An 11,915-nucleotide genomic window follows, 5' to 3' on the forward strand; every position below is an offset into this window, starting at 1 on the left:
AAGAATTGCGGCAGAACGTTCGTTTTGCCGCAATCAAGCCCACTCCATCCGAGTATCAGTTGACGATTCCACCCTCTGCAGTCCAACGTCGCTTCGCAGTCGCGACTCTTTGAACGTCGCGACGCCGGCCCGTTGTCCACTTGCGCGGCGACCTTAGAACTTGTGACGGATACCCGCACGCACGGTACTCTGTCGGTCGCTTGTCGACGGCGTCAGATTAGTGATGGACGCCACTGCCGTCGCGCCAGTCGAATCTGTACCCGACGCCTTTTGATAAACCCCAATCAGGTAGATATCTGTGCGCTTCGACAGGAAGTAATCTATGCCCAGAGCGCCTTGGTAATACTTGACGCCGCCTGTCGAGCCAGCCGCCGTCGCTACGCTGTCGCCCTTCGTATAGTCGAATGCTGCGCCCACGAGAAGGGCCGGCGTGAACTGGTATTTGAAGTTCACCTCTGCGTTATTGAACTTCGCATTGCCTTGGTACCCAAGAGGATTAGGGCCCGATGTGGCCGTATCGCCGAGGTTCTTGAACTGGATGTTGGAGTACGTCGCGCCGATGGTGGCCGCGCCGAAGTTGTACGAACCACCCGCGCCGATGACCTGATAGGTATGAGCAGATGCATATCCGCTGTAGACCGGCGATGCGATAGTGGATGCGGCAGGCGTCACCGCTGTACTCGCACCGTTGTCGCCGAAGAATCCAACGTTCGGGTTTCGCGCGTTCAAATACGCCGCGCTGAACGAGACTGGGCCTCGCGCATAATTTGCACCGACCGACCAAACCTGATTGCGAGTCGTATCGCCCGCGACACCACCGAGACTGTAAAGTCCGCCGAAGGTCAATCCGCCGTAATTGACGCTAGTGAACTTGACCGCGTTATTCGCTCGATACAGGTTGTTGAAGTTATCAAGGTCGCCCGGGTGTGAGGAGATAAATCCTCCCCACTGCGTTGCGGCTTCGAACTGACCAACATAGTCCACGATGGACTCGTACTGACGTCCGAGTGTGACCGTTCCATAGGTGCTTGATACGCCGACGTATGCTTGCCGGCCGAACATTAGACCTTGTGTGCTCCCTCGATAGTTTCTCTGCCCGAGCGAGCCGTTACTCACATCGAAGCCGTTTTCGAGAACGAAGATGGCCTTGAAGCCACCCCCGAGGTCCTCCGCACCTTTCAGGCCCCAACGGCTACCCTGCATCACTCCGCTCGTCAGGTTGTACAGGTTCTTGCCGCCAGCGTTGGAGTTCCAATTGAAACCCTCATCGAGGATGCCGTACAAGGTGACGCTACTTTGTGCGTGTGCAGACGCGGTGAACACGGTCAAGCAGCCAACTATGAGTGCCATCTTCTTCATCACATCTAGTCTCCAAAAGAAATAAATGCTGGTCCCGCCGTCGAGTACGGCTAGAGTTTTTCGATAAAGGGTTCGACGCAGGAGTACCCGCGAGCCGCCTTCCCAAAGTCCAATCAGGGAAGGTTCATTAAGCTCAGCGTCGCTTGCGTGACTAGCCGCTACGCGTTTCGCCGGCGGTAGAAATGCATCGTGCATCACGACGAGGGCGGGCCTCGTCGCAATGGGGTCCTCATCCCAAGGACGGGAATTTAGACGTTTGGTGCCGGCAAGACGCCGAGCAACTTCTCGACGGCCATGCCGATGGAGAGCAGTCTCTTATCGCTTCCAACGGGACCGTCCAGGGCCAATCCGACAGGGAGGCCTGAGGCGGTGCGTCCAGCGGGAACCGTGACACCCGGTATGCCAGTGATGCTGCCAGGGTCGGCATTTCTGATAAAGGTGCCGAACTCGTCGACCGGAGGCCCGCCATTGACGCTGACAGTCGACGACCCGTTTACGGGGTCGATGGGCACAGCGGGCAAGGGTGTCATCGGCGCGAAGATGGCGTCAATTTGGTTCGAAGCGAAATATGCATCAAACAATGAACGCATCTGAGGACGGTAAACGTTCACAGCGTCCGGGTATGCTGCTGCCGATTCAGCGGAACCGACGTTCGCGAATCCGCCTTTGACGTCAGGACTGGCAATCGCTGCGGAGATTTGGGCGAGCGTGATGTCGCTGCCACCACTGGCTGCGAGGTAACTGGGAATCTCGAGGGAGGCTTCGTGGAACACCACGGTGAAACCAACCTTCGCACCCAAGTCGCGAATGGTGGGCAGGTCGACAGAGACGAAGGTCACGCCAGCAGCCTGAAGTTTCGCTTTTGCTGCATTCATTATTTGCAGCACCTCGTTGTCCACAACGTCCCAGTACGTCGCCGGGATACCGAATCGCAATCCGCTCAGCGAAGTCGCCGCCGGCACGTCGGTGCCGGTGATGACAGCGTCGAGAAGCGCGACGTCTTCGAGGGTTCGGCCCATTGGGCCCACTGTGTCACGAGTATGGCTCAGCGGAATCACCCCCGTCCCGTCATAACGACGCTCCGTACCGCCGTTGCCAACGGAGGGCCGCAGTCCCGCGATTCCGTTCAATGCTGCAGGGATACGGACAGAGCCGCCCGTATCTGTGCCCAAACCTACTGGCGCCATTCTGGCGGCGATTGCGACGCCGGTTCCACCCGAAGAGCCGCCAACCATCCGATTCGTGTCATAGGGATTTCGCGCGAACCCAGCAAATGGTGAGAAGTTCGTGGTCGTGATGCCGAACGCGAGTTCATGCATGTTGGCTTTGCCGAGCACGATAGCGCCCGCAGCCAGTAGCCGTTGCAGAACGACCGCGTCGTTATTCGGCTGGAAGTTTTGCAAACGCGGCGTGCCGCCGGTCGTCGGAAGATTCTTTGTGTTGATGTTGTCTTTGACGACGATTGGCAGGCCGGCCAATGGCGGCAGCTTTTGCCCAGCAGCACGTGCGGCATCGACCGCGCGTGCAGAGGCGATTGCACCTTGATTGAGCGTGATAAAAGCGTGAAGGTTGGACAGGGAACTGGCCCTTCCCAGCAATGTACGGACATACGTCTCAGCAGAAAGCTGGCCGGATGCCATCGCAGAGACGGCTTGCGTTGCCGTCAATGACAACTGCTGTGATTGGTCGGTCGACAAGGGGGGCGACGAGTCGCTTCCTCCACCGCATGCCGAGAAGCCCGCCCCGACGGCAGGTGCTAAAGCGAGCGAACCCACGCGGGCGACGAAGGTACGCCGGCTCATCGATGTGGACTTCTTCATTGACCGTCTCCAAGTCTACAGCTTTCAAGCTGTGTTGTTTGTCCCGCCTCAGGCGTCGAGGTCCGGGCGGGTTGCCATGCTTCACAAGCGGGTTTAGAACGGGTATTGGATGGGCTTGTCGGTGAGGCTGACCCATTGCGTTTGGGTGAACTCGTGCACGTTTGCCGGTCCGCCGAAGCGTCCACCATTGCCGGACGCGCCCATCCCGCCAAACGGAACGTGGAATTCGTTGTTCACCGTTTGGTCGTTGACGTGGACCATCCCGGCACGGATACGCGACGAGATTGCGAGGCCACGCGACATCGATTGCGTGTGAATGGCGGCGGCTAGCCCGTACTCGGATGAGTTGACAAGTTCCACCGCTTCTTCGTCGTTATCGAAGACGGTGATAGGTGCCACGGGTCCGAATATTTCCTGTTCGTAAGCGGGCATTCCGGGTTTGACACCTGCCAGGACTGTCGGCTCGTAGAAGAGGCCGCTATAAGACCCGCCAGCCAGAACGGTCGCCCCTTCGCTCACGCTCGTTTGTACGATGTTGTCGATTCGGTCACGCTGCTTCTGGTTAATCAGCGGCCCCAGATGTACCTGCTCCTTGGCAGGGTTCCCAACCGCTAGGTTGCGAGCACGCTCGGCGAGCCGCTGTGCGTACTTCTCGGCGATAGAACGATGCACGAGGTGCCGGCCCGTCTGCATACAGATTTGGCCCTGATGCAGGAACGAGCCCCATGCGCCGCTCGAAGTTGCCGCCTCGATGTCCGCATCTTCCAGAACGACGATAGCGTTGTTGCCACCGAGTTCGAGCGCGACCTTCTTCAGCATGCGGCCGCAGATTTCGCCGATAGAGCGACCCACTGCTGTCGAGCCCGTGAACGAAATCATGCCCACCTTTGGGTGACGCACGAGCGCGTCGCCTGCACCCGGACCACCCGGGATTACGTGCAGGACGCCCGCAGGCAAGCCCGCATCCTCGAAGACTTTGGCAAGCAAAAGGCCTCCGGCGACGCCACTCTGCGGGTCAGGCTTAAGGACGACAGCATTGCCGAGCGCGAGAGCGGGCCCAACAGAGCGCATCCCGAGAAGAATCGGGAAATTCCAAGGTGCGATGACACCGACAACACCCACCGGTACGTGGCGGCAGATATTCATGCGACCCGGAATAGAAGACGGATAAAGCGCGCCCTCAGGCTGCATGGGAATCGCAGCAGCCATGTGCAACTGCTCGTACGTGGCGTGAAGTTCCCATTCAGCTTTCGGACGCGTCGAACCGCACTCACGAACGTTCCATTCGTTGATTTCCGGTGCGCGTTCGTTCAAGAGGCGCGCTGCCTCGCGCATGATGCCCGCACGCTGGTCGAACGGCATCGCCGCCCACACTTCCTGCGCCTTCGTTGCAGAAACAACCGCGTTGTCGATGTCTTCGGGCGAACCGACGCCAATCAATCCGATGCTCTCGCCGGTCGCCGGTTCGACGACGGACTGAGTTCCGCCCACCGCAGTCTTCCATCCGTCGGAAAAGATGCGTCCGTTCCATACTTGCGACTCGCCAAAATTGCTCATGCTATTTCTCCGTAATGCATTTGATGCTTTACCTGTGGGCTCACTTCGCATGTGATGCGAGCGTGTGCAGCGGGTTCTCAGCCCGCACTCGGCGGCTGGAAATCAATAAAACTGCGATTGCTGCAACGACTCCGGGCACAGCAAAGACGAGGAAGCTGAAGCTGATGGGGAATTTTTGGCTCAGGAGATACCCGCCGAGAGCCGGACCGGCCATAGCACCAAAGCGTCCTGCAGCTGCGGCCCAACCCACACCGGTCGAACGGATACCGGCCGGGTAGAGCTGAGCAGCGAATGCATGAGCGATACACAGCGTTCCGATAGTCGTGGCGCCGGCGGCCATTAGCAGGACATTCACGACGATTGGCGACTGCTTGTAGCCCAACAACCCGATGGAAACGGCCGCGACCACAAAAAACAGAATCAACGTCGGCTTGCCGCCGTAGCGGTCCGCCAGCCAACCACTGCACAGCCCACCGATAACTGCGCCGACGTTCAAAGTAATCAGGAACGAGAGGCTCGACCCCAGGGAGTAGCCGTTCGCCGCCATGAGCTTCGGCAACCACGTGTTAAGCCCATAGACCATCAGCATGCACATGCCGAACGCGACCCAAAGAAACAGGGTGTCCAACAGTCGTCCGTGGGAAAACAGTTCGACTGCACGCACGCGCGCCTTTTCGACATCCTCTTCGCCTGCTGCCAAGCTTGCTGCAGTGCCTTGAAAGTCCGGGGCATACTTGCGAAGGACGGGCTCGACTTGCGCGAAGCGCTTATGGGCAACAAGGTAGCTGATTGACTCGGGGAGCCATTTGTAGAAGACCGGGAAAAACAGCAGCGGGATACCAGCGATAAGAAAGTTCGCGCGCCATCCGAACTCCGGTGTGATTGCTTTTCCGGTGAGAGCGGCGATAACGCCGCCGACGGAAAAGAAGCTCAACATGATGGTAACCATGATGTTGCGCTTGCTGTGAGGAGACATTTCCGTCACCAGTGCCACGATGTTCGGCACCATGGCTCCAAGACCGAGGCCGGTCATGAAACGACAGAGCGCGAACTCGGTCGTATTGGTGCAGAAAGCGTTACCAAAAGCTGCAATCCCGAAGAGCACAAGGGAAAGGAGAATGATGCGTCGGCGGCCAAATCTGTCCGAAGAGCTGCCGAGAGTCAGCGCGCCCACCATCATCCCAAACAGCGCACTACTGCCGATGAACCCTGCGGTGACTGGCGAGAGCTGCCAGTCATGCATCAGTTGAGGAAGGATTGACCCGTAAATCACGAGGTCGTAACCGTCAAACAGCATCAGCATTGAACACCAGAACATCACCATGAGATGGCGAGAGTTAAGGCGCGTGTTGAACAACGCGTCACCGGCGTGGGCGGAATGGTCCATCTTTGTCTCCAAATGAGTATTAAGCTCTTTGCGGCTTTATTTAGTATTACGAAATATAAAATTTGGCCTACGTTGCGGGAAGGAAAGGTCTCTTTCTAAACTAAGAATCGGCTTACGGCGTCCTCGTTCCAGTTAATTCCGGCACCAGCCTCGTTGCCGAAATGTGCCTGACCGTCCTTGAAATGGAGGTCAGGCTGGAGGATGGGCCCCGCCATGTCCATCTTCTCGAGCAGATGGGCGGTAGGGCTCACTGCGAGGACGTGCGCGCTAAATTCCTGGAAGATGTGGCTCGACATCGGAAGGCTATGCTGCTCTGCGATGGCGCTCGCTTTCATCCACCCAGTCACACCCCCGATTTTCATGAGGTCCGGCATGCAAAAGTCGCATGCGCCACTGTCAACGGCTTTTTGCATCTCGTCAGGGCCGAACCAGTTCTCACCCATTTGAATCGGAATATTCAGCGACTCGCGGATTGACGCGTGGCCTGCATAATCTTGCTGCAGCGTCGGCTCTTCAATCCAAGATATGCCTTCAGCTTCCAAGGCTCGGCCACGACGCTTCGCCTCCGGTACCGACAGGCCCTGGTTGTAGTCGACCATCAACTGCGCGGCTTCACCTGTCACTGCTTTCAGCGCGCGCACGACTTTCAAGTCGTATTCGAGCGTCGCGTATCCGATTTTGGTCTTGACGGCCTTGAAACCAGCTTCCACGGCATCACGCGCGCGCTTCGTACCCAGTTCTACGTCGTCCATGCTGTGGCTGTCGTACGAAGGTAGCGGCCGAGCTTTCCCGCCGAGCAACTCGACAAGCGGTAACTGATGGGCCTTGGCCTTCGCGTCCCACACGGCCATGTCAATGCCTGCCGTAGCGATACGCACGATGCCGGTGTTGCCAATGAGGCGGAAACGCCCATTGAACATACGGTCGATATCGTGCGGAGACAGCGGCATACCCTTCACCAACTCGCCGAGTTCCTCGACCATCTGCAAGGTGGGCTTCAGTGCCAAAGGCGTGTAGGTGAACACATACGCATGTCCCGTGACATTCGCGTTCGTGAGCAGGTCAATCAATACGAGTGGGGATGTGGCGACAGTGCCGACGGCCGTCTTAACCGGGTACTGAAGCGGCACATTGACGGCCCGTGCACGCAGGCCAGTGATTTGAATATCTTCCATGACGACAACCTTCTAAGCAGATATGGAGTCAGCGGTGCTCAAGTCATCGACTTTGCACTGACCGCCGTTCCATAAGAAATCAGAGTTCAACTGGCTAGCCGTCGGGCAGCCGACTTGCGCCAGTGTCGTGTCGATTTCGCCCTTGAGGAGCGAGAGGACTGCCTCCACACCAGCTTCACCACCCGATGCAAGCCCGTACAGCGTTGCACGTCCTAAAAGGACGGCATTTGCACCCAACGCAACGGCTTTGACAACATCAGAACCCCGGCGAATACCGCTATCAATGAAAACTGGAGCAGAAATGGTCTTCGCGGTTTCCTGCAGAACTTCAACTGGTGCGATTGCACTATCCAGTTGCCGGCCACCGTGATTGGACAAAATCACACCGTCCGCCCCGAGCTCAATGCATCGACGCGCGTCATCAGCGCGGCTGATGCCCTTAATGAGCAGCTTGTGAGGCCACTGGTCGCGAAGCCACTTCAGGTCGTTCCATGCGAAGCTTGCGTCCATCTGCCGGCTCATCAGCGCCGCTTGCAGCTCGGTGTCTTGCACGTCCTGGCTTGCAAAGTTCGCCAGCTGGGGCATGCCGTGAGTGACTAGGTCCAGCGACCAACGCGGATGCAGCACGCCATCAAGAATGGTCTTCGCCGAATACTTCATGGGCATCCCAAAGCCATTTCTCAAGTCACGTTCACGCTTGCCATTCACACCCACATCGGTGGTCAGAATGAGCGTCGTGTAACCCGCATTCAGAGCTCGCTTCACGAGCAACTCGGCGAGCTTCCTATGAACCACATACAACTGAAACCAGATTTCGCCGGTGGCCGCTTTTGCCACTTCTTCGATTGAAGCGGTCGATGCGGTCGACAATGTGAAAGGAATTCCGAACTTGCCGGCAGCTCGCGCGAGGGCAAGGTCGCCCTGCGGCCAAAGAATGCCATTCAGCCCAGTCGGTGCGATAACGAGCGGAGCGCTCGCCGTCTTACCGAGGATGCTCACCTGCGTGCTGCGAGAACTGACGTCAACAAGACGGCGGGGTTGAAACTTGATTCTTTTGAAAGCGTCCTGGTTGTAACGAAGTCCAATCTCGTCTTCGGCTCCGCCTTCGAGATAGTCGAACACCATCTTGGGCAGCCGGGCCTTGGCGCTAGTGCGATAATCCGCGACGTTCACGAGCTTTCTCATGACATGCTACCTCTGCGCGTTAAGCGCGAGTCTCAACCTCGATAAGCACAGGCTTGTTTCCAGCAAGTGCTTGTCGAAGTGCAGAAGTGAGCGACTCAGCCGAATCTGCGTGGAGCGCCTCGACGCCATAGCCACGCGCGAGCGCGCAGAAGTCCAGTCCAGGCACGTCCAGCCCCGGTACGTTCTCAGCTTGGAGGACGCCGGCGAACCAGCGCAACGCACCGTACGTGCCGTTCTTCATGATGATGAAGATGGTCGGGACGTTGTATTGGGCAGCCGTCCACAAAGCCTGGATGCCATAGTTTGCAGAGCCATCGCCAATCACGCCAATCACGCGACGCTCGGGCTTTGCCAACTGGATACCGACCGCCGCCGGGAGAGCGAAGCCAAGACCGCCCGCGGCGGCGAAGTAGTAGCTGCCTTGTTCCGTCATGCGCAGGCGCTGCCAGAGGATGTTTGTCGTCGACGTCGACTCGTTCACGTAGATTGCGTCGCGCGGTGCCATTTCGTCGAGGATGTCGAACACCCGCTCCGGAGCCAAACGTCCCGCTTCGGCAGGCGCCGGTTCCGGCCGGCGAAGAGCTGCTGGCATCGGACGAGACGTCTTCGTGACCGAGTTGTTCAGTGCTTCAAGGGTTGGTGCAATTTCCGCAATGATTGCATCGCCCATCGGAGCGCGGGTTGCCTCGTTGATGTCGCATGTGATTGCGATGAGACGTGTGCCTTGGGGCAGGAACTCACCAGGTTCGTATTGGTGATAGCGGAACACAGGCGCGCCCACCACGAGCACCAGGTCATGACCCTCAAGCAGTCGGCTGATGCTCGCGATGCCTGCTGGCAGCAAGCCACGGAAGCAAGCATGGGTCGTCGGGAAAGAACAGCGCGGCGCCGACGGAGCCATCCAGACCGGCATGGCGAGCTTTTCAGCAAGCGCCACCGCGAGGCTATTAGCTTCGGCGGCGTCAACGTCCGGCCCGACAATCATCGCTGGGTTCTTCGCCTGCTCAAGCTGACGTGCAAGGTTTTGAAGAGTTGCCGGCGAAGGCACACCTGCCATCTCAACGCGACGGGTCGCGAGGTAGTCGACGCCCGGAGCCGCTTCTTGTTTCCAGTCGTCATACGGGACCGAGAGGTAGACCGGCCCCTTCGCACCGGTGCCAGCCGTATGAATCGCACGACTCAACGCCAGGGGTACCTCTTGCGCGCAGGACGGCTCGGTACTCCACTTGACCAGCGGCCTTGGCAGCGAAGCGGCGTCGACGTTTGCCAGAAGGGCTTCGACGCCGACCATGGCGCGAACTTGCTGACCTGCCGTTACGACCAGCGGCGAGTGGGAGTTCCATGCATTCGCAAGCGCGCCCATCGCGTTGCCGGTGCCTGCCGCCGAATGCAGGTTTACCAGAGTCGGCCGGCCAGTGGCTTGGGCGTACCCGTCTGCTATTCCTACGACTGCACCTTCGTGCAAGCCGAGGATGTAGTTAAAGTCGCTAGGGAAATCTTTTAGGAACGGCAACTCGTTCGAGCCTGGGTTCCCGAAGAACGTTGTCAGGCCTTGGTTGCGGAGGATTTCGTAGCACGCTTGGTGAATGGTCTTCATGGCATCAATTCCGTCTCGATGAACCTATGCTATGAGCGCGAAGTGGATATGACCAATCATCTTTTTTTTGTTCTTAAAATAGACACCATCTATATAGGTGGTAACCATGAGCATCGACCTGAATTTAATTCGAACGTTCGTCGCAATTTATGAGACGCAGAGCGTTAGCGGCGCAGCGAAGCGGTTGAACATCACGCAACCTTCAGTCAGTTATTCGCTGAATCGCCTGCGGGACCTCCTTCACGACCCTCTCTTCACTCGGAGTCGAGACGGAATGGTCCCGACCTTCAATGCAACGCAGCTGTTCAGCTCGTTCAAAGCCGCGCTGAATAGCATCGAGTCCTCGATAGCCGCGACCCGTCAGTTCGACCCCTCAAAGTCGGAACGCACCTTTAGGCTTGCGCTGTCCGACTTGGGCGAACTGTATTTCCTTCCTTTTCTGGTTCGCGAGTTCCAGGCCATCGCGCCTGCGGTCGGCCTGGAAATCGTTCAGATTGACAGCAACCTCGTTGCTGACTGGCTGCAGACCGGCTATGTAGACGCCGTCGTGGGAAATCTGCAATTTGTCGGGGGGGAAGCAAGAAAGGCGACTTTGTTCAGCGAGAGCTACTCCTGCCTGTTAAGCGCATCGCATCCGAACATCGGCGACTCCCTGACGCTGGAAGAGTTTGTGGCGGCTAACCACGTTGTGGTGGCGCCGTTCACGGGTCATCACCTTGTCGAGGACGTGCTCAGCGAGATGGGCCTTAAGCGCAAGATTGTCTTACGGGTTCCACACTTCACCAGCCTTTTCTCGGCGATTGCAACGACGGACCTCGTGCTCACGCTGCCTACGCGAGTCGCTAAAGCGTTCTCGAGCGATGGGCGCCTGAAGGTCTTGCCGTTACCATTCCAGATACAGCCTTTCGAAGTCAATCTGTACTGGTATCCGCATGCAGAGGACTCAGGCGCTCAGCAGTGGTTCTGCGACACCATCAAACGGACTTTGAGCCAGGTTTGACCAAAAGAGGAGCGTCGAACACGCAACGGTATAAGCCCCTCTGAGGTCTCGTTAATAGAAACCTAAGAATTGCTGACGCGCATCGCCGCGTGCATTCTGCATCTCATGAACCCCTCGAATTCCTTGGAATTCGAGGGCGTGGTTCTGAAATGCATAGCATTCGGTCAGCGTGGCTGGGTCGCGGTACTTGCTGAAATATGGTCAGAGCGCGGTCGCCGTTGACCAGTGGATTCATTGGCAAATGGCATACCTCAACTGCATTTGGGGCTAAAAATCGACAACCACGCACTCACGCTGAGAGCGATGAAAAGCGCGCAGGACAATCAACGCGCGAAGAAATGGGACACCATTCGATTGAACTTGTTCGCGTGCTCCCATTGCGCCCAGTGACCGCGGCGGCTGAAGCGTGCAGGTCAGGATTAGGCAGGCCCCATACGAGGCGCAAGACAACGTCGAGCGAGCGACCGTGACCTTCTCCAAGACGGCGGGCTTATTTGCCTGACGTAACCAGCTGAGCGAGTCGTCGACCGGCGACTTGCGGGCGGCGGGAAGAGTAGCACTACACGTGCCGGGCCATGTGCGCGACGTGCGCTATGGGCTTTGGTCAACTTGACGCTTTGTGTTGTCGACGAAATGGCGGCGATATACCCCATAGCGCGGTCAGCGGCTTCGCCCGCCGCTTTGACGGCACGCGATTTGCAGTAATCAGCCCATCGAACCGAGGGAAACCGCGATGTGGGCAGCGACAATTGTTTTGGCCGGTCGTTGACGATCGTTTTGGCCGGTGGTGAGGAGTCGAAGGGCGGCGCAGTCGCCGTAGACGATGAGCCACCGG

General features: G+C 58.0%; 8 protein-coding genes and 1 pseudogene. 1 reads left to right on the top strand and 8 read right to left on the bottom strand.

The annotated features are described in order from the left end of the window. Positions 1–153 precede the first annotated feature (153 nt). The 7 genes from QCE73_RS32385 to mdlC form a co-directional block, all read right to left on the bottom strand. Positions 154–1,359, bottom strand: coding sequence for a porin (locus QCE73_RS32385; protein WP_309885090.1), 1,206 nt, complete (start codon positions 1,357–1,359; stop codon positions 154–156). Between the two features lie 248 nt (positions 1,360–1,607). Continuing rightward, positions 1,608–3,179, bottom strand: a complete 1,572-nt coding sequence (gene iaaH, locus QCE73_RS32390) for an indoleacetamide hydrolase (RefSeq protein WP_075583950.1) — start codon at positions 3,177–3,179, stop codon at positions 1,608–1,610. A gap of 93 nt (positions 3,180–3,272) precedes the next feature. Continuing rightward, positions 3,273–4,736 (bottom strand): benzaldehyde dehydrogenase, encoded by a 1,464-nt coding sequence (locus QCE73_RS32395; protein WP_309885091.1) that lies wholly within the window; start codon positions 4,734–4,736, stop codon positions 3,273–3,275. Positions 4,737–4,776: 40 nt separating this feature from the next. Further along, positions 4,777–6,123 (bottom strand): aromatic acid/H+ symport family MFS transporter, encoded by a 1,347-nt coding sequence (locus QCE73_RS32400; RefSeq protein WP_035509115.1) that lies wholly within the window; start codon positions 6,121–6,123, stop codon positions 4,777–4,779. 95 nt (positions 6,124–6,218) lie between these two features. After that, positions 6,219–7,298 (bottom strand): enolase C-terminal domain-like protein, encoded by a 1,080-nt coding sequence (locus tag QCE73_RS32405; RefSeq protein WP_035509117.1) that lies wholly within the window; start codon positions 7,296–7,298, stop codon positions 6,219–6,221. Between the two features lie 12 nt (positions 7,299–7,310). Beyond that, positions 7,311–8,483 carry an alpha-hydroxy-acid oxidizing protein gene (locus QCE73_RS32410; RefSeq protein WP_309885092.1) on the bottom strand — a complete coding sequence of 391 codons (1,173 nt, stop codon included), beginning with the start codon at positions 8,481–8,483 and terminating at the stop codon, positions 7,311–7,313. Positions 8,484–8,502: 19 nt separating this feature from the next. Next, complete coding sequence (mdlC, locus tag QCE73_RS32415; protein ID WP_309885093.1) at positions 8,503–10,080, bottom strand: benzoylformate decarboxylase; 1,578 nt, start codon at positions 10,078–10,080, stop codon at positions 8,503–8,505. A gap of 106 nt (positions 10,081–10,186) precedes the next feature. Between mdlC and QCE73_RS32420 the strand changes: the two genes are divergently transcribed. Then, the gene (locus QCE73_RS32420; RefSeq protein WP_309885094.1) at positions 10,187–11,080 is read left to right on the top strand and encodes a LysR family transcriptional regulator; all 894 of its coding nucleotides are present in this window, start codon (positions 10,187–10,189) and stop codon (positions 11,078–11,080) included. Positions 11,081–11,403: 323 nt separating this feature from the next. Here QCE73_RS32420 and QCE73_RS32425 read toward each other — a convergent pair. Continuing rightward, positions 11,404–11,537, bottom strand: a pseudogene (locus QCE73_RS32425) (2-hydroxy-6-oxo-6-phenylhexa-2,4-dienoate hydrolase); the annotation flags it as partial. Positions 11,538–11,915 lie beyond the last annotated feature (378 nt).

It is taken from the genome of Caballeronia sp. LZ029, assembly GCF_031451275.1.
Taxonomy (GTDB): domain Bacteria; phylum Pseudomonadota; class Gammaproteobacteria; order Burkholderiales; family Burkholderiaceae; genus Caballeronia; species Caballeronia jiangsuensis.